This is a genomic window from Paenibacillus sp. JL3B1040, assembly GCF_057063165.1.
In genome coordinates this window covers 4,815,664-4,842,500 of the sequence record NZ_CM169317.1, presented here as the reverse complement: position 1 = coordinate 4,842,500, position 26,837 = coordinate 4,815,664, and the positions used below count along the sequence as shown (strand labels likewise).

At 47.3% G+C, this 26,837-nt stretch carries 24 protein-coding genes, 16 tRNA genes and 1 rRNA gene (1 of these 41 running past the window's edge); 37 read left to right on the top strand and 4 right to left on the bottom strand.

The window, feature by feature from the left end; translation table 11 throughout:
• From ACZF99_RS22245 to ACZF99_RS22165, 17 genes are all read left to right on the top strand, one after another.
• Positions 1 to 2,095 (top strand): 23S ribosomal RNA (locus ACZF99_RS22245); it begins 963 nt to the left of the window's first position.
• Between the two features lie 122 nt (positions 2,096 to 2,217).
• Positions 2,218 to 2,290, top strand: a tRNA-Asn gene (locus ACZF99_RS22240).
• A 67-nt stretch (positions 2,291 to 2,357) separates the two neighbouring features.
• Positions 2,358 to 2,449, top strand: a tRNA-Ser gene (locus ACZF99_RS22235).
• A gap of 22 nt (positions 2,450 to 2,471) precedes the next feature.
• A tRNA-Glu gene (locus ACZF99_RS22230) sits at positions 2,472 to 2,543 on the top strand.
• A 91-nt stretch (positions 2,544 to 2,634) separates the two neighbouring features.
• Positions 2,635 to 2,710, top strand: a tRNA-Val gene (locus ACZF99_RS22225).
• A 41-nt stretch (positions 2,711 to 2,751) separates the two neighbouring features.
• Positions 2,752 to 2,825, top strand: a tRNA-Met gene (locus ACZF99_RS22220).
• Between the two features lie 34 nt (positions 2,826 to 2,859).
• Positions 2,860 to 2,936: transfer RNA gene (locus tag ACZF99_RS22215), tRNA-Asp, on the top strand.
• An 18-nt stretch (positions 2,937 to 2,954) separates the two neighbouring features.
• Positions 2,955 to 3,030 (top strand) — tRNA-Phe (locus ACZF99_RS22210).
• Between the two features lie 24 nt (positions 3,031 to 3,054).
• Positions 3,055 to 3,130, top strand: a tRNA-Thr gene (locus tag ACZF99_RS22205).
• A gap of 3 nt (positions 3,131 to 3,133) precedes the next feature.
• Positions 3,134 to 3,219: transfer RNA gene (locus tag ACZF99_RS22200), tRNA-Tyr, on the top strand.
• Between the two features lie 6 nt (positions 3,220 to 3,225).
• Positions 3,226 to 3,299: transfer RNA gene (locus ACZF99_RS22195), tRNA-Trp, on the top strand.
• A 31-nt stretch (positions 3,300 to 3,330) separates the two neighbouring features.
• Positions 3,331 to 3,406, top strand: a tRNA-His gene (locus ACZF99_RS22190).
• 23 nt (positions 3,407 to 3,429) lie between these two features.
• Positions 3,430 to 3,501, top strand: a tRNA-Gln gene (locus ACZF99_RS22185).
• 5 nt (positions 3,502 to 3,506) lie between these two features.
• Positions 3,507 to 3,581 (top strand) — tRNA-Gly (locus tag ACZF99_RS22180).
• A gap of 12 nt (positions 3,582 to 3,593) precedes the next feature.
• Positions 3,594 to 3,667 (top strand) — tRNA-Cys (locus ACZF99_RS22175).
• An 11-nt stretch (positions 3,668 to 3,678) separates the two neighbouring features.
• Positions 3,679 to 3,764: transfer RNA gene (locus tag ACZF99_RS22170), tRNA-Leu, on the top strand.
• Positions 3,765 to 3,785: 21 nt separating this feature from the next.
• Positions 3,786 to 3,869 (top strand) — tRNA-Leu (locus tag ACZF99_RS22165).
• A 593-nt stretch (positions 3,870 to 4,462) separates the two neighbouring features.
• On the opposite strand, the gene ACZF99_RS22160 is transcribed toward ACZF99_RS22165, so the two are convergent.
• On the bottom strand, positions 4,463 to 5,344 hold the full coding sequence (locus tag ACZF99_RS22160) for an FAD-dependent monooxygenase (RefSeq protein WP_483607132.1): 882 nt from the start codon (positions 5,342 to 5,344) through the stop codon (positions 4,463 to 4,465).
• A 247-nt stretch (positions 5,345 to 5,591) separates the two neighbouring features.
• Between ACZF99_RS22160 and ACZF99_RS22155 the strand changes: the two genes are divergently transcribed.
• From ACZF99_RS22155 to ACZF99_RS22125, 7 genes are all read left to right on the top strand, one after another.
• On the top strand, positions 5,592 to 6,113 hold the full coding sequence (locus tag ACZF99_RS22155; RefSeq protein ID WP_483607131.1) for a MarR family transcriptional regulator: 522 nt from the start codon (positions 5,592 to 5,594) through the stop codon (positions 6,111 to 6,113).
• Positions 6,094 to 6,873: a Fe-S cluster assembly ATPase SufC gene (sufC, locus tag ACZF99_RS22150; protein ID WP_483607130.1), complete on the top strand. Its 780-nt coding sequence runs from the start codon at positions 6,094 to 6,096 to the stop codon at positions 6,871 to 6,873. The genes ACZF99_RS22155 and sufC overlap by 20 nt, the downstream gene beginning before the upstream one ends.
• Positions 6,874 to 6,917: 44 nt before the next feature.
• A complete protein-coding gene (locus tag ACZF99_RS22145; RefSeq protein ID WP_483612898.1) occupies positions 6,918 to 7,958 on the top strand; it encodes a SufB/SufD family protein in 1,041 nt (346 codons plus the stop codon).
• A 41-nt stretch (positions 7,959 to 7,999) separates the two neighbouring features.
• Positions 8,000 to 9,397, top strand: coding sequence for a Fe-S cluster assembly protein SufB (sufB, locus tag ACZF99_RS22140; RefSeq protein WP_483607129.1), 1,398 nt, complete (start codon positions 8,000 to 8,002; stop codon positions 9,395 to 9,397).
• A 57-nt stretch (positions 9,398 to 9,454) separates the two neighbouring features.
• Entirely contained in the window at positions 9,455 to 9,679 is a 225-nt protein-coding gene (locus tag ACZF99_RS22135) for a hypothetical protein (protein WP_483607128.1), read from the top strand.
• Positions 9,680 to 9,717: 38 nt separating this feature from the next.
• Positions 9,718 to 9,957, top strand: coding sequence for a NifU family protein (locus tag ACZF99_RS22130; RefSeq protein WP_483607127.1), 240 nt, complete (start codon positions 9,718 to 9,720; stop codon positions 9,955 to 9,957).
• Between the two features lie 272 nt (positions 9,958 to 10,229).
• Positions 10,230 to 11,153, top strand: coding sequence for an alpha/beta hydrolase (locus tag ACZF99_RS22125; RefSeq protein ID WP_483607126.1), 924 nt, complete (start codon positions 10,230 to 10,232; stop codon positions 11,151 to 11,153).
• Between the two features lie 88 nt (positions 11,154 to 11,241).
• Here ACZF99_RS22125 and ACZF99_RS22120 read toward each other — a convergent pair whose 3' ends face one another.
• Positions 11,242 to 11,547: a Dabb family protein gene (locus ACZF99_RS22120; RefSeq protein WP_483607125.1), complete on the bottom strand. Its 306-nt coding sequence runs from the start codon at positions 11,545 to 11,547 to the stop codon at positions 11,242 to 11,244.
• Positions 11,548 to 11,738: 191 nt separating this feature from the next.
• On the opposite strand from ACZF99_RS22120, the gene ACZF99_RS22115 reads away from it, so the two are divergent.
• Positions 11,739 to 12,617: a helix-turn-helix transcriptional regulator gene (locus ACZF99_RS22115; RefSeq protein WP_483607124.1), complete on the top strand. Its 879-nt coding sequence runs from the start codon at positions 11,739 to 11,741 to the stop codon at positions 12,615 to 12,617.
• A gap of 429 nt (positions 12,618 to 13,046) precedes the next feature.
• Here ACZF99_RS22115 and ACZF99_RS22110 read toward each other — a convergent pair whose 3' ends face one another.
• Positions 13,047 to 13,874 carry an NAD(P)H-binding protein gene (locus ACZF99_RS22110; RefSeq protein WP_483607123.1) on the bottom strand — a complete coding sequence of 276 codons (828 nt, stop codon included), beginning with the start codon at positions 13,872 to 13,874 and terminating at the stop codon, positions 13,047 to 13,049.
• 23 nt (positions 13,875 to 13,897) lie between these two features.
• A complete protein-coding gene (locus tag ACZF99_RS22105) occupies positions 13,898 to 14,071 on the bottom strand; it encodes a MerR family DNA-binding transcriptional regulator (RefSeq protein WP_483612896.1) in 174 nt (57 codons plus the stop codon).
• A gap of 264 nt (positions 14,072 to 14,335) precedes the next feature.
• On the opposite strand from ACZF99_RS22105, the gene ACZF99_RS22100 reads away from it, so the two are divergent.
• The 12 genes from ACZF99_RS22100 to ACZF99_RS22045 all read left to right on the top strand — a co-directional run bounded on the left by ACZF99_RS22100 (position 14,336) and on the right by ACZF99_RS22045 (position 26,821).
• Positions 14,336 to 16,273 (top strand): FtsX-like permease family protein, encoded by a 1,938-nt coding sequence (locus ACZF99_RS22100; RefSeq protein ID WP_483607122.1) that lies wholly within the window; start codon positions 14,336 to 14,338, stop codon positions 16,271 to 16,273.
• Between the two features lie 78 nt (positions 16,274 to 16,351).
• A complete protein-coding gene (locus tag ACZF99_RS22095; RefSeq protein WP_483607121.1) occupies positions 16,352 to 17,794 on the top strand; it encodes an ABC transporter substrate-binding protein in 1,443 nt (480 codons plus the stop codon).
• Positions 17,795 to 17,796: 2 nt separating this feature from the next.
• Positions 17,797 to 19,230, top strand: coding sequence for an ABC transporter substrate-binding protein (locus tag ACZF99_RS22090; protein ID WP_483612894.1), 1,434 nt, complete (start codon positions 17,797 to 17,799; stop codon positions 19,228 to 19,230).
• 237 nt (positions 19,231 to 19,467) lie between these two features.
• A complete protein-coding gene (locus tag ACZF99_RS22085) occupies positions 19,468 to 20,157 on the top strand; it encodes a response regulator transcription factor (protein ID WP_483607120.1) in 690 nt (229 codons plus the stop codon).
• Positions 20,147 to 21,187, top strand: coding sequence for a sensor histidine kinase (locus ACZF99_RS22080; RefSeq protein WP_483607119.1), 1,041 nt, complete (start codon positions 20,147 to 20,149; stop codon positions 21,185 to 21,187). The genes ACZF99_RS22085 and ACZF99_RS22080 overlap by 11 nt, the downstream gene beginning before the upstream one ends.
• A 156-nt stretch (positions 21,188 to 21,343) precedes the next feature.
• Positions 21,344 to 21,835, top strand: a complete 492-nt coding sequence (locus tag ACZF99_RS22075; RefSeq protein WP_483607118.1) for a hypothetical protein — start codon at positions 21,344 to 21,346, stop codon at positions 21,833 to 21,835.
• A gap of 53 nt (positions 21,836 to 21,888) precedes the next feature.
• Complete coding sequence (locus ACZF99_RS22070; RefSeq protein ID WP_483607117.1) at positions 21,889 to 22,281, top strand: hypothetical protein; 393 nt, start codon at positions 21,889 to 21,891, stop codon at positions 22,279 to 22,281.
• A 274-nt stretch (positions 22,282 to 22,555) separates the two neighbouring features.
• Complete coding sequence (locus ACZF99_RS22065; protein ID WP_483607116.1) at positions 22,556 to 23,482, top strand: ABC transporter ATP-binding protein; 927 nt, start codon at positions 22,556 to 22,558, stop codon at positions 23,480 to 23,482.
• On the top strand, positions 23,479 to 24,414 hold the full coding sequence (locus tag ACZF99_RS22060) for an ABC transporter permease (RefSeq protein ID WP_483607115.1): 936 nt from the start codon (positions 23,479 to 23,481) through the stop codon (positions 24,412 to 24,414). Before ACZF99_RS22065 ends, ACZF99_RS22060 begins: the two co-directional genes overlap by 4 nt.
• Positions 24,415 to 24,479: 65 nt before the next feature.
• The gene (locus ACZF99_RS22055; protein WP_483607114.1) at positions 24,480 to 25,196 is read left to right on the top strand and encodes a response regulator transcription factor; all 717 of its coding nucleotides are present in this window, start codon (positions 24,480 to 24,482) and stop codon (positions 25,194 to 25,196) included.
• Positions 25,193 to 26,284 (top strand): sensor histidine kinase, encoded by a 1,092-nt coding sequence (locus tag ACZF99_RS22050; RefSeq protein WP_483607113.1) that lies wholly within the window; start codon positions 25,193 to 25,195, stop codon positions 26,282 to 26,284. The genes ACZF99_RS22055 and ACZF99_RS22050 overlap by 4 nt, the downstream gene beginning before the upstream one ends.
• An 84-nt stretch (positions 26,285 to 26,368) precedes the next feature.
• Positions 26,369 to 26,821: a MarR family winged helix-turn-helix transcriptional regulator gene (locus ACZF99_RS22045; RefSeq protein WP_483607112.1), complete on the top strand. Its 453-nt coding sequence runs from the start codon at positions 26,369 to 26,371 to the stop codon at positions 26,819 to 26,821.
• Positions 26,822 to 26,837 lie beyond the last annotated feature (16 nt).

Sequence of the window (26,837 nt, the reverse complement as noted above, 5' to 3'; positions counted from 1 at the left end):
CGAATGCCACAGTACTTTATAACCGGGAGTCAGACAGTGAGTGCTAAGATCCATTGTCAAAAGGGAAACAGCCCAGACCATCAGCTAAGGTCCCCAAGTGTGTGTTAAGTGGGAAAGGATGTGGAGTTGCACAGACAACCAGGATGTTGGCTTAGAAGCAGCCATCATTTAAAGAGTGCGTAATAGCTCACTGGTCGAGTGACTCTGCGCCGAAAATGTAACGGGGCTAAACACACCACCGAAGCTATGGCTTGAATCGACTTCACTGCTTCTTTGAGGCGGTGCTAGACCGAGACATTTTTGCCGAAAGCTACCGATGAATAAATTCAAAGGTTTCGGCCAAATGGTTCTCGGGGTTAAACCCACTTCGAAGCTGGAGTGAAGTCGATTCAGGGGTAGGGGAGCGTTGTATGTAGGTTGAAGGTGTACCGTAAGGAGCGCTGGACAGCATACAAGTGAGAATGCCGGTATGAGTAACGAAAAGATCAGTGAGAATCTGATCCGCCGAAAGCCTAAGGGTTCCTGAGGAAGGTTCGTCCGCTCAGGGTAAGTCGGGACCTAAGGCGAGGCCGAAAGGCGTAGTCGAAGGACAACAGGTTGAAATTCCTGTACCACCGTAATCCGTTATGAGCGATGGGGTGACGCAGCAGGGTAGTGACGCGGGGCGATGGAATGCCCCGTCCAAGCAGTGAGGCTGGTGTGTAGGCAAATCCGCACACTTTAAGGCTGGGCTGTGATGGGGAGGGAAAATTTACAGTACCGAAGGTCATGATCTCACACTGCCGAGAAAAGCCTCTAGCCAGGAGAAGGTGCCCGTACCGCAAACCGACACAGGTAGGCGAGAAGAGAATTCTAAGGCGCGCGGAAGAACTCTCGTTAAGGAACTCGGCAAAATGACCCCGTAACTTCGGGAGAAGGGGTGCCCCGGTAGAGTGAATAGCTCGAGGGGGCCGCAGTGAAAAGGCCCAAGCGACTGTTTAGCAAAAACACAGGTCTGTGCGAAGCCGCAAGGCGAAGTATACGGGCTGACGCCTGCCCGGTGCTGGAAGGTTAAGGGGAGCGGTTAGGAGGCAACTCCGAAGCTGTGAACCGAAGCCCCAGTAAACGGCGGCCGTAACTATAACGGTCCTAAGGTAGCGAAATTCCTTGTCAGGTAAATTCTGACCCGCACGAATGGCGTAACGACTTGGGCGCTGTCTCAACGAGAGATCCGGTGAAATTTTAATACCTGTGAAGATGCAGGTTACCCGCGACAAGACGGAAAGACCCCATGGAGCTTTACTGCAGCTTGATATTGGACTTTGATACGATTTGTACAGGATAGGTGGGAGCCTAGGAAGCCGGAGCGCCAGCTTCGGTGGAGGCGCCGTTGGGATACCACCCTGATCGTATCGGAGTTCTAACCTGGTACCGTAAGCCGGTGCGGGGACAGTGTCAGGCGGGCAGTTTGACTGGGGCGGTCGCCTCCTAAAGAGTAACGGAGGCGCCCCAAGGTTCCCTCAGAATGGTTGGAAATCATTCGCAGAGTGCAAAGGCAAAAGGGAGCTTGACTGCGAGACTGACAAGTCGAGCAGGGACGAAAGTCGGGCTTAGTGATCCGGTGGTACCGCATGGAAGGGCCATCGCTCAACGGATAAAAGCTACCCTGGGGATAACAGGCTTATCTCCCCCAAGAGTCCACATCGACGGGGAGGTTTGGCACCTCGATGTCGGCTCATCGCATCCTGGGGCTGAAGTAGGTCCCAAGGGTTGGGCTGTTCGCCCATTAAAGCGGTACGCGAGCTGGGTTCAGAACGTCGTGAGACAGTTCGGTCCCTATCTGTCGTGGGCGTAGGAAATTTGAGAGGAGCTGTCCTTAGTACGAGAGGACCGGGATGGACGCACCGCTGGTGCACCAGTTGTTCCGCCAGGAGCACAGCTGGGTAGCTAAGTGCGGACGGGATAAGCGCTGAAAGCATCTAAGCGTGAAGCCCCCCTCAAGATGAGATTTCCCAGTATGTAAGACCCCTTGAAGACGACGAGGTTGATAGGCCTGAGGTGGAAGTGCAGCAATGTATGGAGCTGATAGGTACTAATCGGTCGAGGGCTTATCCAAAAATCACCTCCAAAAAGTGGCGTCAGGCTGAACAAGCCGATCCGAGCACTTGCGGAGACTAACACGCAAATGAAGTTTCGTATCCAGTTTTCAAGGATTAAACCTTGAAAAGTTTATAATGTTCCCTGATAGCTCAGTCGGTAGAGCACTCGACTGTTAATCGAGTTGTCACAGGTTCGAGTCCTGTTCGGGGAGTCAAAGTCCCAGGAAGTAGGTTTCTACTTCTGAGATGCACTTCATTACTTCTTGGGATCTTATATTTGGAGAGGTGTCCGAGTTGGCCGAAGGAGCACGATTGGAAATCGTGTAGGCGTCACAAGCGTCTCGAGGGTTCGAATCCCTCTCTCTCCGCCATTATCTTTCTGTTTTAAAGCATGGCCCGTTGGTCAAGGGGTTAAGACACCTCCCTTTCACGGAGGTAACAGGGGTTCGAATCCCCTACGGGTCATATCTTTCTTCATTCATTTCGAGTTGATTTTGATGGATTGACTTGATTTGTGCATGGGTTATCTGGTACAATAAAACTTGTCTTTTCCCTTGGAGGCTTAGCTCAGCTGGGAGAGCATCTGCCTTACAAGCAGAGGGTCGGGGGTTCGATCCCCTCAGCCTCCACCATATCACTTACTACAGAAGTGAATAGATTTTCTTCTTACTGACGCGGGGTGGAGCAGCCCGGTAGCTCGTCGGGCTCATAACCCGAAGGCCGCAGGTTCAAATCCTGCCCCCGCAATTATCCTCGAATGAGGATGGCATTATCCAAGTGTGGAGCCGTGGTGTAGAGGCCTAACATGCCTGCCTGTCACGCAGGAGACCGCGGGTTCGAATCCCGTCGGCTCCGCCATTTAAGTAAATATAATAAGGCTCGGTAGCTCAGTTGGTAGAGCAGAGGACTGAAAATCCTCGTGTCGGCGGTTCGATTCCGTCCCGAGCCACCATTCAACGTAATCGTTCGTTGAAGAGCCGGTGTAGCTCAACTGGTAGAGCAACTGACTTGTAATCAGTAGGTTGGGGGTTCAAGTCCTCTCGCCGGCACCACGTGGAGGCTTAGCGAAGTGGCCAAACGCAGCAGACTGTAAATCTGTTCTCTGACGAGTTCGGTGGTTCGAATCCATCAGCCTCCACCAGTTTATAGGGGCATAGTTTAAAGGTAGAACAAAGGTCTCCAAAACCTTTGGTGTGGGTTCAATTCCTGCTGCCCCTGCCACATTTTCTAGGATAGTGAACTTCATATTATGGCGGTCGTGGCGAAGGGGTTAACGCACCGGATTGTGGCTCCGGCATTCGTGGGTTCAAGTCCCATCGATCGCCCCATTTACTTTAACAATCAAATATAGTGGGGATTAGCCAAGCGGTAAGGCAACGGACTTTGACTCCGTCATGCATAGGTTCGAATCCTATATCCCCAGTATAAGCGGACGTGGCTCAGCGGTAGAGCATCGCCTTGCCAAGGCGAGGGTCGCGGGTTCGATTCCCGTCGTCCGCTCCATTTTTATATCATGGCGCCATAGCCAAGTGGTAAGGCACAGCTCTGCAAAAGCTTTATCCCCAGTTCGAGTCTGGGTGGCGCCTCCATGATTTGTTTCGCGGGAGTGGCGGAATCGGCAGACGCACAGGACTTAAAATCCTGCGGTAGGTGACTACCGTACCAGTTCAAGTCTGGTCTTCCGCACTTTTGAACAATTTAATACATGCCGGTGTGGCGGAATGGCAGACGCGCTCGACTCAAAATCGAGTGGGGAGACCCGTGGAGGTTCGAGTCCTCTCACCGGTACCATCTTAATAATCAAAAGTTCATTAGATTAATTCTAATGAACTTTTTTTATATTTTGATGACTGCATTCATTGTATTGGCTGAAGAAACCTTGGAACGGTACTCCAAGTGAGAATAGATACTTGATGTAGACCAATATGTCCCGGCTACGCTTGAACTTCCTTCATACTGACGCCATTGCTTAAAGGCAATGTTGCGCAGCTATGGCGAAGATCATGAAAACGGATGTGTCGCATGTTGTGCTTCTTTAAAACAAGGGCAAAATGTTGAGTGAACTGGGCTTAGTAACTGGTTTTGTGCAAGATGTTCGGAATGGATGGTTGAGGGACTTAGACTCCTACAGTCCAAACTGTCACAATCAGAGATGGAACAAGTGAATAAATTCTTAGAGATTTTTATGAAATTTCAGCATCCGTATATCTTTCTCAGAAATGAAAATACCGCCTAAGTGTTGTTGAATAACGCTTGAGCGGTATTTTCATACTCATCGGGAACATTGCGTTTTTTTTGAGTGCAGCGTACCGTGATTTTAGTTCATTCAGACACCCCAAATGAAAGTTCACCTAATGGGAAGGCAGTTGCACACCTTAAACGAATTAATAATCCGTAATATTTCCGCACCAGCGAGTGATTCCTTCATTTATGGTTTGCCTTGGATCTGGATCGGATAGAGGAATCGCCCAGGCAATATGTCCATCCGGCCGAATCAACGCGGTGTGGACGTCGTTCCAATCCGCGTCAGCCTCAGCCAAAGAAACATGTACAACTTGAAGGTTGCTATACGTTTCCCATTGACCGCTATTCTGTTCATCAGAATGGAGATGTAACAGGAGAAAAGTACCTTTGTTCAGAAGCGGATAGGAGTTCATCCATTGTCCATCTTTCAGCTTTAAGCGGAGATCCTTGAATCGTTTCCCGTTCAAGGGATGGGAAGGTGCTTCGGCGTCGGGTGCATAATGTACATCCAGGGCGGAAATCTGTGCAGCGATTTGATAATTAGCCTCCGGTATTTGAATCAGATTAGCCAGCATGCTTCGCAGTTCCGTGATGGGAGGAGTCACGTCCAGAAGCAGGGTCTGGACCTCGGTATTCCGTAGCAAGGCCGTATTCCATGGAAAACGTTCGGCATGACTGTCCAATAGCCAGTCCGTGGCCCAGCCTTTGATTGCTCCTGCAAGCTTCCAGCCTAAGTTCATCGCTTCCTGTAAGCCGACGTTCATTCCCTGTCCACCAGCGGGAAAATGAATGTGCGCCGAATCTCCCGCCAAGAACAAGCGACCATTCCGATAGCGTCCGGCTTGCCGCGTCGCATTTCCGAAACGGGACATCCACTTCACATCGTTCAATCCCAGATCGCTTCTGGTCGTACGGATGAGCGATGAACGAAACTCTTCCAATGTAACGGTCTCATCCTTAGAGATGTTACGTCTCTCCATATCGATCATCAAGACTCGATGGATATGATCATTGATCGGCATGATGCTGCCCAATCCTTTATCTGTAATTTGGGATAGGACACTCTAGGGGCCAAATCAGATAGAACGACATCCCCTCATCCGGATCGCCTTCCGTCCTGAGGACATAAATTTTTAATTTCAATTGATATTGATTATCATTATCGGTTATGCTAAGATTGATTTTGTTCAGTACTGAACAAAAAAGGATCGCAGTCTGGTGCGGTCACTGAACTTGGTCTGCTAACAACAAGAGAGGGGGATTGCGAAATTGGAGTTTCAAAATGACTTTAAGGGTCATCTTTACGAGCAGTATATAAAAATGCTGCATCTGAACGAGTTATATACGGAACATGAAATTGACCTGTTTCGGCAACAAGCCAAAGAGCACCAAATCGACATGCTTTCAAACAATATTACAAGTGTGCACGTTATCGATTGCATTGGTGATTATGAACCTATAAACCATACCGGAATTGTGAAGAAAATGGATTTGTCCAAAGCAAGCATTACTAATATTTGTTCAAAGCTGCTGGAAACGGACTTTATTATGAAAAGTCAACGGAACAACAATCGGAAGGAGATTTATTTTAGCTTAACGGATAAAGGTAGACGTGTTTATCATTTGCATAAAAAGCTGCATCAAGAGAAAGAAGAGGGGTTCTACCGATTTATCGAATCCTATTCTGAGACGGAGTTACAGACGATCGGAAAATTTATGAGTGATTTGCTGGCGCGCGCCGAACAACTCTACGGAAGGGAAGTTAGGGAGAATGACGACCTTAAAGATTGAGGATTTAGGATCCAAGATTGAAGGGAAAGAGATTTTAAAAGGGCTCACACTGGAGATTCATGGCGGCGAGATTCATGCGATCATGGGGCCTAATGGGACGGGAAAAAGCACGTTGGCTTCGGCCTTAATGGGCCATCCCAAATACGAAGTTACGGACGGCAAGGTGACATTGGACAATGAAGACCTTCTGGAGATGGAGGTGGATGAGCGTGCCCGGGCGGGCTTGTTTCTCGCGATGCAATACCCTAGTGAAATTGCCGGCGTAACGAACTCGGACTTTCTCAGAAGCGCCATCAATGCACGGCGTGAAGAAGGCGATGAGATCTCCCTAATCCGTTTTATCCGTGAAATGGAGAGCAAAATGAAAGGGCTGGAGATGAATCCGGAATTCGCGCATCGTTATTTGAATGAGGGATTCTCCGGCGGCGAAAAAAAGCGGAATGAAATTTTGCAAATGATGCTGCTTGAACCCAAGTTTGTGATTCTGGACGAAGTGGATTCCGGGCTTGATATTGATGCCCTGCGTATTGTGGCGAATGGTGTAAATGAGATGCGCAGCCCGGATCGAGGTTTTTTAATCATCACCCACTATCAACGCCTGTTGAATTATATTACCCCGGATTTTGTGCATGTCATGATGCAAGGCCGGATTGTCAAATCCGGCGGCCCGGAGCTTGCCCACCGTTTGGAGGCTGAAGGGTACGACTGGGTAAAAGAGGAGCTTGGGATTACGGATGAGATGGTCGCAGAAGAAGTTTAAAAGCTGAGGAGGAAAAGCAAGTGGGGACACCAGCCATAAATTTAATGAATGCGAACGCTTTACGCACTTGGTCAAGTGCTATAGGGGAGCCTCATTGGCTGCTTGAACGTCGGATTCAGGCACTCAAACTGGCAGAGGCGCTGGAACTGCCTAAAGTGGAGAAAACGAAACTTGAGAAATGGGGTATCTACGAAACTGGAGATTACAAAGCGGAGAATCCGTGGTCAAGTTTGGAAGATGCGCCGGAGATTGTTCGAGGTTTGGTTGGTTCTCCAGTGAAAGGCGGACTGATCGTTCAGTTCAATTCGGATGTAGTGTATACGGAATTATCCGAGAGCTTAGCCGCCCAGGGAGTCATTTTAACGGACCTGCATACTGCGGCAAAAGAGCATGAGGAGTTGGTTCAACGTTATCTCTATCAGGCCGTGAAGCCGGAAGAGCATCGTTTATCTGCTGCACACAGCGCCTTCTGGAGTGGCGGCGTTTTCCTATATGTCCCGGACGGTGTCGAGGTTGAAGCGCCGATTCAAGCGATCTTTCTTAACGATACAAGCGGGGTGCGTTTCGCCCCTCACGTCTTAATTGTGGCGGGGAGCAACAGCAAGGTCACTTATGTGGATCATTGTTTGTCGAGCGGGGATGATGTCAAGGTTTTGCATAACGGTGCGGTTGAAGTGTTTGCGGGAGCGGGTTCTAAGGTGCAAGTCGCTTCGGTTCATCAGCTTGCTGCAGCAACAACGGATTTCACCGAGCGGCGGGCGGTCGTTCTTGCCGATGGGGTTGTGGAATGGATTATCGGCGAAATGAACAAGGGTTATACCGCCAGCGATACCAAGACTTTGCTTCAAGGCAATGGTTCGGTATCCGACACGGATGAGGATGATGTAACCGCCGGCCATGCTGCATCCGTGGGGCAGGTCAATGCGGAGCAAATCTATTATCTGATGTCGCGCGGGATATCACGGAGCGAAGCCGAATATCTTGTTATTTTCGGATTCCTCGCTCCGGTCATTTCGGAAATTCCGCTGGAGGCAGTTCGCGGTCGTCTGCAAGATTTGGTGGAGAGCAAGCTCGGCAGATCCTAGCACATCAAATAAGTCCTGGAAAGTTAGAAGGAGTGTTACGAATGGCTAAAAAAGCGCCGGATATGGGCGAATATAAATACGGGTTTCGCGACGGGCACCAGTCTATTTTTCAATCCGGAAAAGGCTTGACTGAAGAGATTGTCCGGGAAATATCCCGAATCAAGGAAGAACCGGAATGGATGCTCGATTTTCGGCTGAAAGCTTTGAAACAATTCTACAAAATGCCGATGCCTGGGTGGGGAGCGGATTTAACTGGGCTAAATCTGGACGACATCCAATATTACGTTCGTCCTTCTGAAAGACAGGGGAAGACCTGGGAGGAGGTTCCTTCCGAGATCAAAGCCACCTTTGATAAGCTGGGGATTCCTGAAGCGGAGCAAAAGTTCCTGGCAGGCGTATCCGCTCAATACGAGTCCGAAGTCATCTATCACAGTATGCGGAAGGAGCTGGAGGAGCAGGGGGTTATTTTCCTTGATACGGATACGGCCTTAAAGCAATATCCTGAAGTGTTCAAGCAATATTTCGGGACGATCATCCCGCCCGCCGACAATAAATTTGCGGCGCTTAACAGTGCGGTTTGGTCAGGCGGCAGCTTTGTATACATCCCGAAGGGCGTTCAGTGTGAGGTTCCGATACAAGGGTATTTCCGTATCAATTCCGAAAATATGGGCCAATTCGAGCGGACCTTAATTATTGCCGAAGAGGGGAGCTTCGTCCATTACGTTGAAGGATGTACAGCACCTATTTATAGTACCAGCTCTTTGCATAGCGGCGTTATCGAAATTATTTGCCGGAAAGATTCCCGTGTCCGCTACACGACCATTCAGAATTGGGCTCCTAATATCTACAACTTGGTAACCCAAAGGGCTGTGGCAGAAGAAAACGCCACAATGGAATGGGTGGACGGCAACATCGGCTCCAAGGTAACGATGAAGTATCCGGCAGTAATCTTGAAAGGAAGAGGAGCCAAGGGTTCCATCCTTTCCATTGCCGTAGCCGGTAAAGATCAGCATCAGGATGCCGGCGCGAAGGTCATTCACCTTGCTCCCGAGACAACCTCTACGATCATATCCAAGTCTATCAGCAAACAGGGCGGCAAAGTCAACTACCGGGGGTTGTCCAGCTTCAGCCGCGATTCCGCAGGGTCCAAGTCCAATATTAAGTGCGATACGTTGATTCTGGACAATCTCTCAACCTCAGATACCATTCCGTACAATGAAATTAAAAACGATCAGATTACTTTGGAGCACGAGGCAACCGTATCCAAAGTGTCCGAGGAGCAACTCTTTTACTTAATGAGCCGCGGGCTTACGGAGCAAGAGGCCACACAAATGATTGTCATGGGCTTCATTGAGCCGTTTACCAAAGAACTGCCGATGGAATATGCCGTTGAAATGAATCGGCTCATTCAATTTGAGATGGAAGGAAGCATCGGTTGATTTATTCCTTTCACCCATCAAGCGTTTTACTTATTAGGAGGCATGGGGTGTGTTTTAATGAAGAAAAATAACTCGGACATCTCAGAATTAGAGCAAATTACTCGCGAGAAAAAGAAAATTCAATTCTATCTGAATATGCTCCTAGGACTGAGTGCCAGTTGTGGTGTGATGATACCTACGGATCCCATTTATAAGATTTTAATGGAACTTTCAGATCAAGAGGCCTCTCTAATAAAAAAGGCAAAGGATCAATCAGAACATCCGGAACGAAACAGGGCCTAAATTGACTGTTGTTAAAACAATGAGAGGAGGGTGGCATCATGGAGGAGAATAGAATTTTATTCGATGAAGTTTCGGAAGTGCTTCTCAAACTACGTCCTTTCTTATTGCGTGACGGGGGAGACGCAGAGTTGGTCGAGGTTGAGAACGGTGTAGCCAAATTAAGATTTTTGGGAGCCTGCCACGGTTGCCCAAGTGCGACGATCACATTAAAGGCCGCTATTGAACGCGCCATTCTTGAGGAAATTGATGATATTAAAGAGGTTGTACAAGTCTACTAAATTTCAATGAACGATAAGAAGGTATCGTCGAAAGAGAACGCATCTTCATCATGAGATGACATTCAGGAGGAAAAAATGCCGAATCCAATCAAGAAAGTCCCTCATTGGTTTTTTGCATGACATAACGAAGAACTGGACCCTGCCACTCCTGATATTGCTGAGTGCTTCTGTCTTCCTATTTGTGTTTGGGATAGGTTCAGCACGAAACCGATTTGTAGGTGAGCTCAATCATCACTTATAATTTCAGTAATAGTTGGAGGTGTAGAAGATCAATGAACGTATTTTCTAAAGGAACAAAAATGGTATTTGGATTGCTCATTTTATTAGTCACGATTACAGGATGCACCACCCCAATGCCGATATCTTCAAATGAAAATCAATCCCTATCTCATCAACCTCAAGATACGAAACCTGTAGAAAATGCTGTACCTGAAACACCAGTTGTCGAGGTGAAGAACATCCCCCCGAACAAACCGGTTGAATATGATCCTGCGTGGCCGGATCAGTCGGTGAAGTCTTCTAACGGGCATCTTGTGAATAGTTGTGTTCCGGATGAGCTGCGCGATAAAGCAACTACCTTAACAACCAGTGATGGGGTGTATCTGTCTGCACTTGTGCTTGGCAGCGGAGATAAAGGAGTCCTGCTTGCACACGAGCAAGGCTATAGCATTTGCTCTTTTCTTGACATGGGAACTGAACTGGCTGACAGCGGGTATCTGGTGGTTATTCCTGAATATCGTAATCATGGTGCTTCGCAGAATTTTCCGGAGGATAATCAGAATATAGATCGTGATGCTGATGCTGCCTTAAGTGAACTTGAACGATGGGGTGCAAAAAGAGTGTTTTTGGCGGGAGCATCATGTGGCGGTAGTACAGCAATCATTGCAGGCGTTCGTCAGGCGCTGCCTATCGAGGGGCTGATTATTCTTTCTTCTCCTGCACAATGTGGGCCCCTTGATGCCATTCCGAGCGTGGAGAAGATTAAAGCACCGTCCATGTTTGTTTTTTCACCTGGCGATTATGGAGGCTCAATTGAACAAGAAGTGCGCAAATTATATCAAGCATCCGGAGCAACGGATAAAGAGCTAATTGTGGATGAGAGTGGTTATCACGGAACAGATATGTACCATAGGGGAGAGCACGGTGATGCCTTGAAGTCCAAGCTTATTGACTTTGTTAAGAAGGAATTTAATTAAAGTAAGTAACTTTTTGTAAGGTCAAGAGAAAGCCGCTCGTTTCCCGACAGGGGAACGGAGCGGCAATATGATGCAGGGTCAGGGAAGATCATGAAGCAAACGGGTAATCCATAACGACAATTCCTTCCACAAACGGGCCAATAGATTGCAATAATCCTTGATGCAGGGGGTGCTGAATATAATCCCGGCAAGCCTGTTGATCCTCGAAAGTGACTCTGATTCCGAGCGTAAACCCGTGCATATGCTCTATTTCCTCCGTAACGTTAATCCCGGCGCTAAGCTCCGCGATCCCCGGAATGTTTCCTTTAAAGTCATATGCGCGCTTTATGGCACTTTCTGTTACTTCAATAGAAACATCGGGTTTGAATTTTAATAGCACGATATGCTCAAACATTTTACTCCCTCCTAGGCTTCGGTTTATTTTGGACTTTGGAGCTGCTTCAATGGGGAGAGCTCTTTCATCCATTTCACGAAATTGTCGGTCATAAACTAGTCTATATGGACCCGAAGAGGCTAGGAAGAGATCTAGTTATCGTAGGATTGGGAATCCTACGTTCATGTATAGATAGGAGGCATGTAGAGATTATGGCGAACAGATTGGACCGTTATGAGGAATTGTCCCGTTTTTTGCGTTCACGCCGTGAACGTATAAGCCCAGAACAAGCAGGCGTGCCGGATTCCGGACGCAGACGAACCCCCGGACTTCGCCGCAGCGAGGTAGCTCTGCTGGCAGACGTGGGGCTGGATTGGTACACCTATTTGGAGCAAGGACGTCATATCAACGTATCCGCCGAGGTCCTTGATCGAATCGCGAAGGTGCTTCGGTTAGATGAGTCGGAACGCAGGCATCTGTACCATCTTGCCCGTAAGCAATTTCCCTTGACCGGTATGAAGCAACCGTCTAAGGTAACGCCGGAGCTTCAACGTTTCTTGGATAGCCAGAACCTCTCCCCTGCGAATGTCATGGATGCGCGTATGAACATCATTGCCTGGAATGAAGCCTACTGCGCATTAAATGGGAATCTCACGGTGATGTCGGAGAGGGAGCGGAATCTGGTTTGGATGACGTTTACCTCTCCCCGTTTTCGCTATCTAAAGGGAGACCAATGGGAACTGCATGCCAGACGAATCGTTGCTCGTTTCCATGCCGGGTATGCGCGTCACGTCGACGATCCTTGGTGGTCCAAACAGTTCGAGTTGCTTTCACAGGCTAGCAGGGAGTTTCGAGAATTTTGGGATTCCCATGAGGTTCTCGATGCGATGGATGCACCTAAGACGCTGCATTGTCCGAATCTCGGGATCTTGAATTTTGATCTGGTTTCGTTTCATTACTTGAACGATTCGAATTTGACCGTCTCCATTCATGTTCCTCATCCGGATGGCACGGTGGATAAGATGCAGCAACTGCTAATCGATTATCGGAGCCAGCATTCAGAGCAGCTCGAATCTTCTTCAAGAGTTTAGAATGCCGGAGGAGCCCGAACGCATTCAACGCTCGGGCTTTCCTTTATTTGGAGTTTTATTTACCATTCACCTATGATGGAAATGTCGATGCTTTTTGTTTATTTAAGGAGAAGATGGCTGAAATGATGGCTAGAATAACAATCAGTCCTGGTTTTGTTCTTCGAAAGTCTTCTGCATCATGATCCTATTTTCTTCATAAAACTCGATAGTTCGATCGGAGAAATGTTTAGCCCGGCATTCAAACACAAAAGATTGCAGCAGCTTGGGAAAACCGGATTGCGATTGTTTTCACAATGGAAAAGGCTAAGAGGGCCCCCTTGAAACCGAATAGCAGCAGTCATGGACGTGACAATATAGTCCTAGACTGCTGCTGTTTTTTGTAACTAACGTAACCTTTAGCTCAATCTTTAGTTGTTCCTTGGGATCGTCTCAATTGTGGTTTTTAAAATATTGTACGTTCTCTGAGACCCATTGGGCGAAGGTTCGAGCTGGGTGACCAGTGACCTGCTCGACGATCGGAGCCACGGTATAAGCAGATTTTGGAGGGTTGGCATACCACCCCAGGACGAAATCGATGGCGTCTTCTGGAGCTCCCTGCTCCTTCATTCGTTCGCGTGCCTGATCTTCGCTGAGCTCGATAAACTGGATATCCCTGCCGATCGTTGCACCGATAATCCGAACCTTATCGAACACTGTCAGTACTTCTGGGCCAGTCAGCGTGTAGGTTTTTCCGGCGTGACCGTCACCGGTTAATGCGGCTGCCGCTACATCAGCGATGTCGGCAACGTGAATCATAGCGCTGGGCGAGTTACCATATGGCTCCCGCACAACACCTTCCATGCGAATAGACTCTGCCCACCCAAGCGCATTGGACATAAACTCAACAGGCTGGAGTAAGGTCCATTCGAGGTTGCTAGCTTCTACGGCTCTCTCCACGGGTCCATTCTCGCCATTCCATAAAACCGAGACTCGCCGAACCCCTGCCTTTTGAGCCAATTCAACAATCTCAGGTCCGGTTTGCAGAGGGGTGTATCCGTCACTATTGAAGGTGATCAAGTGTATACCCGTAACGCCGTTCAGCGCAGGCGCTAAAGTCTTTGGCTCAGTAAGGTCGCCATACACTACCTCCACCCCTTCGGGCAGCTTTGCGCTTGACGGGTTGCGCGTGAGTGCGCGTACATGCTGGCCAGCCTCAAGAAGTTGGTTGACTATATGACGACCGACATTCCCTGTTGCTCCTGTTACTAAAATTGTCATTGTTCATCCTCCTCTACAGTACATCATCCCGGTTTGCTTTCATTAAGTATATTTGCTTTTCTAAGATATAGTTGGATCGTATTAATAGTTTCGATAATCGAATCATCAAACTCGCGATAATTATTGTCGCGGCGAGAAACAGTTATCAACCCTTTTTTCTCATAATGCCGTAAGGATCGAGGGCTGATCCCGGTCACTTTAGCGATTTGACTTATTTTCAAAGCTCCATCTCCTTTACTTTAATTATTGATTACATCATAAAGCATGACACTAGTGTCAAAGTCAAGTTCATTTTGGCGTTCTATTATCGTTCTCACCCGTTCGTCATATCGGGTCATGAACAAGCTACCGAACGCAAAGGCGAACATAAACTTAACCATAATGTAAGCTGCAATTAAGGTAAATCGATAGTTTCCAAGCCGTTGATCAGGTACATTAAGAGTGAAGGGAGGGAAGGATGAGTGAATTTTCCTCAGTTCGCTTTTAATAATGTCAAGCGCAACGGCCGTGCATACAAGGCTTACTTATTGAGCAGCTCATTTATGGTGATGATTTTTTTTACATATGCCGTTTTCATTTATCATCCTGAAATTCAGCGGGCGCCGATGGGCAAAATGACGTTAATCTGCATGCAGGTTGCCGCGTACGTGGTGTTTATTTTTGCGATCTTTTTTGTGCTCTACTCGATCAGCGCTTTTTTGAAGTCCCGCAATAAGGAGCTTGGGATTTTAATGATACTGGGCGCACAGCCGGGACAAATTAATGGCCTGATTTTTTTGGAAAATATGATCATCGGCACCGTTTCCATTGTCACCGGAATCGCCGGCGGGCTGCTGTTGGCCAAGCTGTTTTTGCTGTTAAGTACAAAAATCATCGATATGAACGAGCTGGCTTTTTATTGGCCCGTGAGGGCAATCGTACTGACGGCGAGCTGCTTTGTTGCTTTATTTATGGCGATATCGTTATTTACGCTGCTGTTTATTCGCAAAAACCGGGTGCTGGAGCTTTTGGAGGGCGGCAGCCGGCCGAAGCGGGAGCCGAAGGTTTCGATTTGGCTTTCCATATTGGGCGTGACTTTGATGACTGTTGGTCTTGTGGTCCTTAGCAAGGACACGCTATCTCCGAAAGTTCTGATGCTCGCCGCTTTTTCCGGCATTTCCAGCACCTATCTCTTTTACTCCCAGCTGTCGATTCTCCTCCTTCGTTTGCTCAAACGAAATCGAAAGCGTGTATGGCGCGGCACTAATTTGCTGTGGATTTCCGAGATCAGCCATAAGCTGAAGGATCATGCCAGAATGCTGTTTCTGGTGACGGTTGTTACTTCGATCGCTTGCATAAGCGCAGGCTTCGTACTGGCCGTTGATCAAGACAGCAAGCAGCAGTTTTTGAACAATAAATTTGCTTTCAGGTATGACGTTTATCAACCAGAGGGGATCGATGCGGGGCTGGCCACGATTGAGCGGTCCATGCAGGAATCGGGTATCGCTTTTGAGCGGTATCGGATCGATTCGATTGGCGCTATGCTGCAGAATTATGCCCACGACCCAACAACAGGTAGCGATGTAGAGTTTGTCCGGGCAAGCCAGTTTAATGAACTGGCGGCTTTGCTGGAGGTAGAGCCGTTGGAGAATCCGCCTTGGCAAAGGGCTGTGGCGGTTTATCCGGACGCAAAACGTTTACCAAGGGAGCCCTTAAAGTTTGAGGGAACCGAGTCCAGCATTACGATTGTGCAAGAAATCAGCATCCCCCAGCTGGGAGGCGTTAGTAATGCAGGGGTTATGCTCATTGTTGAAGATGCCTTCTTTACCCAATTAACAACTGATTTTTCCAGCAGACCGACGTATCTCTATCATGTACCATCCTGGACACAGCTTCCCTCGCTGCAAGATGAGCAATCCAAGATCGGCAAAGAGCTGTACGCATGGAATCAGCAGCAAAAGAACGGCTGCGTCGCAGACTGTCTCAATAATTTTTTGACGGTTCGTTCCGACCAATACCGGAGCACGAAAGATACGACCTCCGTGTTCAGCTTTATCGGGATTTTTATCGCCCTGATCTTCTCGATTTCGACGGCCAGCTTTTTGTACTTCAAGCTTTATACGGAGCTATCCGCCGACAGCCGAACGTACCATGCCCTGTCCAAGATCGGATTGAGCATTAGAGAAATGAGCGCGGCGGCTACGATGCAAATTGCTTTTCTCTTTTTTATTCCGATTCCGATATCCGCGATACAATCGCTTGTGGTTTTGAAGTCTGTACTGGGATATATGAGGATCTCGCATATCTATGTCTATACGGCTACTTTTACAGCAGCACTGGCTTTTCTGGCCGCCCAGACCGTCTACTTTATCATTGCGAGATCGCGTTATGTGAAAGCTTTACAGAAAATGATGGTATAAACGGGCAAGGACTTATCGGAAAGTAGAATCAGTTTTCAAAAAGGGGGATTCCATTTGTGCAAGTTCAAGTTAACATCCATGCTGCTTATAGGTTTACTTATGATTGGGTTGGCAGGTTGTACAAGCTTGCCGGCGCCTGACACTTCGAAGTTGAAGGTGATGACTTACGACAAACAAGAATTTAATGCTCTTTACGGTGATGAGTTCAAAGCCAAGAACGGTGCGATTCAGCTTCAGTTTGTTAAGCCCGGAAGTGTGGAACTTGAAAAGACGGCTTCGAACGATGTGCAGGCTCTTGAGCAGTCTATCGAACAAGAACAACTGGATGTTCTTTACCTAAGTATTGATGATTATCATCGGTTATCGGCATCAGGGTTCCTGTTGGATCTTGAACCGCTGGCGGCGCGGGATCATTACGATGTTGATACGATTTATCCTTCAATCACCCGTTTTCTCCGGGAACAAGGCGGTGGAAAGTTGTATGGTTTTGCGCCTACGTTCCAGCGACAAGTCATCTTTTACAATATCGACCTGTTCGAGCAATATGGAATTGAGCCGCCACACGACGGGATGACTTGGCAAGAGCTGCTCGACTTAGCAGCACGATTTCCTACCGATGGAGATGAGCAGTCCAGAATATACGGCGGATTCACGTGTTTTGGGTTAAACCAAGAAAACCCTCTGGGTGAGCTAGGTACGCGGATCGGTTTATCTATGGGATTAAAGGCAGTTAACCTTGATACAATGCAAGTTACAATGGATACAGAAGGTTGGAAGCAAGCGTACGAACAAGCTCAAGCGGCATTATCAACGAATACCCTCCACAAGGGAGGATTTAACGCGGATGAAGATTTCGCTGGACAGCAACTTTTTGCTAAAGGCCGTCAAGCGATGTTGCTCGATGATGAACCTAGCTGGGCCTATAGTGTACTTGACTATATTAAAAGCGGTAAATCAGGAGTTAAACCGTTTAAAGTAGGGATGGTGGTTGGTCCGGTGGATCCGTCCAACCGGGAAATAACCAGAGATCTGAATTTGAATAATGACTATGTATATGCGATTCGTGCCAATTCCTCCAATGTAGATGCCGCATGGGAATTGTTGAAGTTTATGCAAGGGGACAAGGTTGCCGGCAAATTGGCGAGAAGACCGGATAACGGAATACCCTCACGCATGGGGCAATCAAGCGATTATTATGGGATTAACCTGGAAGGGTTCTATCACTTAACCTCCGTGCCGTTGAGTAATTACTATGATGATCCTGGAAGTAGCATTATTACGGATAAATTTAAAGAAAAATATGAGGAAATTACATATCGTGAATGGACCCAAGTAGAGGAATCGCGAAAATCCCTCGAAGACGCGCTGCAGACGATTCAACGCGATGCGCAAGCTGCCCTTGATGAAGCAGTCCGTGCCGGGAAAGTTCATGAAGAAAACGGGAGTTCAGAGCCGGAAGATGACATGACCACCTATATGACCATCCAATGGGATGTATTCAAGACAGTGCCTTTTAAGTGACGATGCTGCATGTTGAGCAGAGAGAGGAGTCGATGATGAACAGATCATGGCTGCAAGTAGTAACGGTGTTTGTTGTTAGTTGCCTGTTAGTGGCAGGTTGTGCAACTGAATCTAAGGGTCCGGCCGAACCGAAGGAGAATCAAGAGACGACAGCGCTTAAGGTCCTCTATCATCAGGATCCGGAATTATTCCGCCGGCAATATGGAGATTTGTTCACCGCGCTTCATGATCATATCCAATTGGAAGTTCTCGGTGATGCGGACATTTACAAGGATATGGGGGACAAGACGAAGGAAGAGGCGTATGCGCAGTTTATTCGTGAAGAACAGCCGGATATTTTTATTTTGGATGCTCCCGAGTTTGAGAGTCATATTAATGATGGGATGCTTACCGAACTTGATTCGCTTAGTACTAGAGATCACTATAATCTGGATGGGTTCGTTCCCGGTCTTGTCGATCAACTTAGGGAAATTGGCGATGGCAGGTTGTATGGCCTTGCCCCAACGTTCAAGGGCAGTGCTTTATTTTACAATAAAGATCTGTTCAAGAGATATGGTGTAGAGTTCCCATCCGATGGAATGAGTTGGTACGACATCATTGAGCTTGCCCGCCGTTTTCCTACGGAAGGAGATAAACGGACGCGAATTTATGGATATACCGGTGGGGAGGTGTATGAAGCCCCTATGGATTTAGTAACATTAATTGACAAGATGAGCCGGGCAGAAGGATTGTCAATCGTGAATACCAATACGATGCAGATGACCATTGATACAGATGCGTGGAAGAAATTGATTCGGACCGCTATCGAGGCAGACCAATCGGGAGCTATCTTTAACTCCATGGATGAATTATTCACCGATGGAACGAAAGAGGAGTTTTATGATAGCCAACGGTTTCTCATGGGACGTTCTGCAATGCACATGGGATCCGTACTGTCGCTGGTAGTTATTGATCATTTCAAGCATGATTTGAAAGATAATGTCCCCTTTGAACTCGGTATTGCCGCCGGACCCGTTGATCCCCTTGATCCTGCATCCACTTATGCTGTAACGCCAGGCGATATATTCGCCATTAATAAGGCATCCGCCAATCCAGATGCCGCCTGGGAATTTATTCAGTATGTGTGCGGTGAAGATTATGCTCGCGTTAGCTCACAATCCAATGAATTGTTGTTAGGTCAGCAATGGTTATTAAGTCGATCAGGATATATGACTGACTATGAAGGAACCGATTTGGAGCCGTTCTATCAGTTGAGATCAAAATGGCTAAGGCATAGTGACGATTGGTACAAGCTACCTGATCCATTTTTCAACGATTTTGCGGCGATCTTAAGTCGAGAACTGGAACTTGTGGAAAAAGGGCAAAAATCCCTTGATGAAGCAGTAGCAACCGTAGAATCCGAAGCGCAAACGCTGCTAGATCAAGCTGTAAATTAGGATTCGCTACGCTAGATTTTATGGCCAGGGCAGTTCCGCCGCTTATATTGATGGCATCGGCAACTGCCTGTACGCCCTCCATTTTCAGCCCCCTCTCTTCCTATTCGGATTTTCTCTTTAGCCTACCCAATGAAGGAATTTCTAATATCGTCCCAATGGGCAGTTTTTACACATGCCCTTTCAGGCAATCCCTTAATCAAACAATCCTGGTATAATCTTGTATTAGGAGGGGTTCGCATGGTTACGATACTGATTGCAGAAGATGACAAAAACATTCAACTGCTCGTTAAGGCAAGACTAAAACCACATTATACTGTCGTCTGCACAAATGACGGGCAGGAGGCTCTGGATATTATTGAATCTCAGAGAATTGACCTGCTTATTGCTGACATTATGATGCCGCGCATGGACGGCTTCCGTTTGGTACAAACCATTCGTAAGAATGGGTTTACAATGCCTGTTTTAATGCTGACTGTCAAGCAGTCTTTTGATGATAAACGCATCGGTTTTTCGTCAGGAGCGGATGATTATATGACAAAACCAGTAAACTATGAGGAATTGCTTTGGCGGATTGAGGCCTTGTTGCGACGTGCGCACATTGCCAGCGAAAATAAAATTACGCTTGGCAATGTGGTTCTGGATTCATCCACGTATGTCTTAATGAACGGAAACCAAGCGACTAAATTGCCTAAAAAAGAATTTGACTTGCTCTACCGGCTGCTCTCTTATCCCGGTCAAATCTTCACCAAAAATCAATTGCTTGATGAAATTTGGGGCTATGATTCCGAAAGCGGAGAAGATACTGTAAAGACACATATCAGCAGGCTGCGAAGCAAATTTCAGGATATCGATCAATTTAAAATCATTACGATCAAGGGACTGGGATATAAAGCGGAGATTATAGGGAGTATGAACGATGTCAGGTAAAAAGATAAAATCCAACTTGAATATGAACAGGTGGATCATTATACCAACATTGATTGTCATGATCTCATCTGTGTGTATATATGCCTTGGTCGATTTTGTTGACAATTATATTGTCAGAGGAGACAAGCATTATGATGCAATACGCGCAATTGGCATGTTTTTTCCAATAGGTGTAGTTGTCGGGGCAATATCTTATGTCAGTTCAAAAATGGTCTACCAATTTGTTTCCAGACTAACCGAGGGAATTAATCAAATCGCGGACGGGAAGTTTGGTATCCGCCTCGACCCGGAAAAAGCAGGGACATTGAAAGACGTGTATATTAATTTCAACAAAATGAGCGCAGAATTACAAAGTGTACAGATCGTGCACAGCGAATTCATTAATAACTTCTCACACGAATTTAAAACGCCTATTACATCCATCAACGGCTTTGCCGAACTTCTGCTCGACGAAAACATTCCGGAGGAGGACAAGCAGAAGTATCTGCACATCATCGCCGACGAATCCGAACGGCTTGCAGCCATGTCCAGTAATATTCTGCTGCTGTCAAAACTGGAATCCCAGCAGTTTATAGTTGATAAAAAGCCCTATTCGCTTGACGAGCAGATTAAGCAATGCGCAATTCTACTCTCCAAAGAATGGGACAGAAAAGGAATTGATTTTTCAGCCGAGTTAGAACCGGCCATATATGATGGGAATTTCAATCTGATGTGGCATGTTTGGATCAATCTCCTATCGAATGCAATCAAATTTACTCCGGAACACGGCGAAATTAAAGTTACGCTGAAGAAAGAAAATGAATTCATTATAGTTGCAATATCCGATACAGGTAAAGGTATGAGCGAAGAAGAAAAGACTCGTATCTTTGTCAGATATTATCAAGGTGATTCCTCTCGCTCCAACAAAGGGCTGGGATTGGGTCTTTCTATCGCCCAAAGGATTGTAGACTTATGCGACGGCAAAATTGAAGTAAAAAGCACGATTAATGAAGGCAGCACGTTTACGGTGCACCTTCCTTCTAAGCAATAAAATAATGTTACTTCTATTGTTTACGTTGAGTTTACTTCAAGAATTTATACTGACATCACAGTTTAGTAATAACAGAAAACCAAATAATTGGAAAGGTAGGTTGGCAAAATGAGTACCCATTTAACTCTCGAGGAACGAATTGCTTTGCATCGTAGAATGGCTGAAAGCTATCATAGCGCCTACGACAAAAAAGCGGTAAAAGACGGTGCGACTTATGAAGAATGGACATTTGCAGATGACGCTACCTACTGGTCGCCTTATTTTGGCAAAGGACTTATACACTTACGCACACATCCAATTTCCGTTACCAATTCCGCTACCATGGAAGCCAAAGCCTATTCACTCAAATTTCCTGACTGGGGGCCAATAGAGTTCGAATGCTGGCCATCCGACAATGGCTTTGTAATGAAAACCTTATTCTCCGGGCATACGAAAGACGGTATAGAAATGAGCTTTTTCTCCTATGGTTTCGTTAAGACGAACGACAAGGGAGAGATCAAGCACTGGGAAACTCATGTCAGTGAGGATTACAATGCCTTTCTCGATGTCGCAATCGGCGTGCATGGCCCCTTTGATGATAATGCCGCTCTGTACATGGAAGCACTCGCTCGGACGCTTAAAGAGGCCGGTCTGTCGATGCCTCTGTGAATATCGCGTTAATTACGTTATACCTAAGGGCAATTAAGAAAGGAGATGTCCGTATGAATTTTCAAGATAAAATTAAAGAACGTCTTGAAAACGGATTTAAAAACTGGAATGGCGGCTACGATAACTGGCTGGAATGGTGCAATACCTTGTATGAACCGGACGCCTATTATAACGTTTATGGTCAGAGATGGACTCTTCAGCAATATAAAGATGCCATGGGGAAACTGTTTGAAGTTTTTGATATGGAATTAGGAGAATTTCACAATATGCTCATTGTAAACGATTGGGCGGCAATACGCTATAAAGTTCACACCACAAATAAGCAGACTGGCGAGAAAATCGAACAGATGACGATGGAGTTCGTCCATTTTAAGGACAACCCTGATCCGATCGGGGCAAGGGTCATCGAAGGCTGGGCGCTTTCGGATGTTCAACTTAAGCTTTAATTAAGAGGCACTTCCAGATCATCGTTATAAGTTGACGGGGCAAGGTTTACCTTGCCTCGTCATTTTCATTAAACCGCAAAGGGCTGGGAAAACTCTCCGGTTGTCGCCGCCCCAATGGTAAGCTTCGAACCAGCTTCGACTCCCCTCACAATGACCCGCGCCAAAGTTTGCGGCAGGTTTGTTCCCCGTTTACCGTCCGTTTACTTTCGCTTTCTATAATCGGCTTGGAATTGCCGGAAAGGCATTTTAAGCCCGATAGAAAGGAAAGGAACCTATGAATCCATTGCCAGTCGTACAGTTCCAACATGCCACGAAAAAAATCGGAAGAAAAACGATCGTCGACGATCTGTCGTTCGATATTCCGCCCGGAGAGATATTCGGTTTCTTGGGCCCCAACGGAGCGGGAAAAACGACCACCATTCGCATGATGGTGGGACTAATCAAGATCAGCCGGGGCGATATTTTCATTAAGGGACACAGCATAACCAGGGATTTCAACAAGGCCATTCGGCATGTAGGCGCTATTGTCGAGAATCCGGACTTATACAAATATTTGACGGGGTATCAAAATTTGAAGCATTACGCGCGGATGATCCCCGGCGTTGCCCAAGCCCGCATTGAAGAAATGGCAGAAATCGTTGGATTAAAAGGCAGAATTCATGACAAAGTAAAAACCTATTCCCTTGGCATGAGGCAAAGGCTGGGGATTGCCCAAGCCCTTCTGCACCGCCCTTCGCTGCTCATTTTGGATGAACCGACCAACGGGCTGGACCCCGCAGGAATTCACGAGTTGCGCAACGACTTGATAAGACTTGCTCGTGAAGAAGGGGTCGCCGTGTTCGTATCAAGCCATTTGCTTTCCGAAATGGAATTGATGTGTGACCGAGTAGGCGTTATGCACAATGGAAAGCTGGTCCGTATTCAAAGCATAAGAGACTTCGTTCGTAATAGCGGATGTTCTCATGTATGCATTACCGTTGAACCTTCTCAAGTTGAACAAGCCCAGCGATGGATTGCCACCTTGGACAAGGCAGCCCTGCCCGCGAAACAGCCGGGGCAATTGTTGATTCCGTTGAACAAAGACGAAGTACCGGCCGTCAATAAGCTCCTTATGCAAGCGGGCGTTCAGGTATACAGCATTCAAGTGCAAGAGCGGACCTTGGAAGAACAATTTTTGGAGATCACGGAGGAGAAGAAATGATCGGATTGATTGCCAACGAAACCATGAAAATATCCTGCCGGAAATTGACCTGGATTCTTCTATTGTTCCTTTTTGCCGTCACGATAGGTTCTGCGATCTTAGGTAAAATCAACACCACGGATCCCCAAGATTGGCGGGGAGAAACAACACGGCTCGTCCGGCAGTATGAAGAACGTTTGAAAATTACGGAGCTGTCTCCTACGCTGCGCGCCGATGCTGAAAACAAGCTAAAGATAGCGAAGCATCGCCTAGAAAACGACTTCCCTGTACCCTCCAATAATCCGTGGTCCGCTTTGCTCACTTCTTCCGGCTTGATCGAAATGGTGATCGTGTTTGCAATCATCCTTGCCGCGGATGCGGTAGCCGGGGAATATACAACCGGAACGATGAAGCTGTTGTTGATTCGTCCGCATAGCCGAACGAAAATTCTGTTTTCCAAATATATCGCGGTATCTCTGGTTGCTGTCGTTATGCTGGTGTTGTTGGTGGCATGCGGCTATGCTGCGAATGCTTTGTTGTATGGATTAGGCAGCATTCGCACGACGGATTTATTTTTGAACCGGCAGGGTCAAGTTGTGGAGCAGAGCGTTTGGTTGCAGGTCATCAAAATGTACGGTTTAAGCATTTTTCCGGTCATGGGTTATGTCACCCTCGCTTTCGCGGTATCGACGGTGCTGCGCAACAGCGCCTTGGCGCTCGGTATCTCGCTGTTTCTTATGATCGTGGGCAATTCCATGATTGAAGCGACAGCCAGGATCGAATGGTTGAAGTATCTTCCTTTTGCCAACAGCGACATCAGCCTGTACATTTTCCAGCTTCCGGCCAGACCGGAAATGACGCTGAACTTTTCCATTGCCGTGTTGATTGGATACATCTTCGCACTGACCCTGCTAAGCTGGATCGTATTCAAGAAACGCGATGTATCGATTTAGTGGTTCCGGCCATCCGTTTTGTTAGATAATAGAGGGGATCCCGATCCAGATAGGAGGAAGGCAGGGTGCGCTCAAAAAAAATACTCATTATTGACGACGAACCCGGCATTGTCAAAATGCTGGAAACCATTCTGCACAAGGAAGGGTATACCTTCATCGGCAGCGCCTTTACGGGCCAGGAAGCCTTGGAAAAGATAAGCCGTCATCCATATGATCTGATTGTATTGGATGTTATGCTGCCCGATACGGACGGATTCCATCTGTGCCAAAAAATCCGTCAATTTACTGTCGCCCCCATCCTGTTTCTTACGGCCCGTTCAAGCGATTTGGATAAATTGACCGGCCTTGGGATCGGGGGGGACGACTATATTACGAAGCCCTTTAATCCCTTGGAAGTAGCCGCGCGTATCCATGTGCAGTTTCGGAGACTGGAACAGTATCAGGCCATTGCGCAGACAACGGAGATTTATCGTGTGGGTCGCGTCGTGATCGATAAGAAAGCCGCTCAATTATGGGTGAATGGAGAGGAGATTCCATGCCCGGCCAAAGAATTCGAGCTTCTGCGGTTCCTGGCCGACCATCCCAACCAGGTATTTACTGCAGGGCAGTTGTATGAGCACGTATGGGGCTATGACAGCATGGGAGACGAGAAGACGGTTGCCATTCATATCATGCGCCTGCGCAAAAAAATCGAGCAAGACGCCAAACAACCCGCTTTGATCGTTACGCTAAGGGGGATTGGCTACAAGTTTGTCCCTCCCAAACAGGGGGACTGGGGATGAAAGTGAATTTTGCGAATGGTAAATTGATCGTCCGCTTTACATTGAATTTTATCGTACATCAACTCTTGCTGTTCTTCGCCTGCTCGTTGCCGGCGGTTTTCTATATTGTCGTGCTGAAGCAACCGGAGAAACTCTTTGTCGTCAACCTGACAACGGGCATCATCATGGCGGTTTACTTGTTGTATTGTTTATTCTACGGCTATTATGTAGCCCGGCCGATGGCGGATATATTGGTGAAAATCAAGAGGTTGTCAAACGGCGAATATTTGGTTCCCGTTAACCCAAAACGCTTCCGCTCCTTTTCCGGCCGCCTGTACCGCGAGGTATACGCCAATCTTGAATCCCTTTCCCTGACCTTGCAGGAAAATGAACGTAAACGGCAGGAATTTGAACAATTGAGACAGGATTGGGCGGCAGGTGTCACCCATGACCTGAAGACCCCTTTATCTTATATCTCCGGTTATACGGACATGCTTTTATCGGATGAACATGAATGGAGCCCGGATGAGAAGAAAGAGTTTTTGCAATTGATTCGGGATAAGTCCGCCTATATGGAAGAACTGATTCACGACCTTGGCATTGCTTTCCGGATGGATCGGTCCGCTTTGTTCAAGCTGTCTTCGCAAACGATCGAGTTGACGGAGTTCCTTCGCAGAACGGTTGCGGAAGCGGTGAATATGCCTCTTTCCGCGACAAATCACTTTGAAATACAGGGAGAGGGAGAACCCCTTTATGTGCGGGGAGATGCCGGGTTGCTGGGCAGAGCCTTGTCAAACCTGTTAGTCAATGCGGTTGTTCACAACCCGGCAGGGACAGCCGTAACGGTGCACGTCCAAGGCACTGACTCTCATGTCCAAATACGGATTGCGGACAATGGAAAGGGAATGGATGAACAAAGCGTCGCCCGCCTGTTCGACAGGTATTATCGGGGGACTTCAACGGATACCCCCGTGGGCAGCACCGGACTGGGAATGGCAATTGTGAAGCAGATCGTCACGGCGCATCAAGGAACCCTTGATGTCAAAAGCAAAGTAGGTCAAGGTACGTCGGTTACCGTTCAACTGCCTCGCAGTGATCATCCGGAATAAAGCATATATCCTTGACAGGGGGAATATCCTCATGCTAGATATATAATATATTACCTATTTACTTGGCATCTACCAGCAGGAGTGATGACTGTGGATGAGCATAAAGGGAAGATTTTCGCATCGCTATTCATTATCGCCAATCGACTGCAGGTGCTGGGGGATCGGCTGGATCCCGAAGTAACGGTGAAGCAGTGGCTGTTGGTTGCCATTATGTACAAAAGTCAGCCGCACATACTCTCTGTGAAAGAAATTGCCGGCATCATAGGCGTCTCTCACCAGAACGTCATGCAAATGGTCCGGAGTCTTGATAAAAAGGGCTTTGTTCAAATTTCCATCGATAACTCCGATCGCCGTTTCAAACGAATCAGCCTTACTGCGAGATGTCAGGAGTATTTTGCGGGGAGAGAAGATCGGGAGTTGGCCTTCTTACACGATTTGTTCGACGGTTTCTCGGCTGATGATCTCCGGCACTTCACAGCCCTGATTGACCAATTCATATCGAACATCGTGAAGCTGGAAGCACGTTCTTCATCTTAATAGTATTGATTTATTT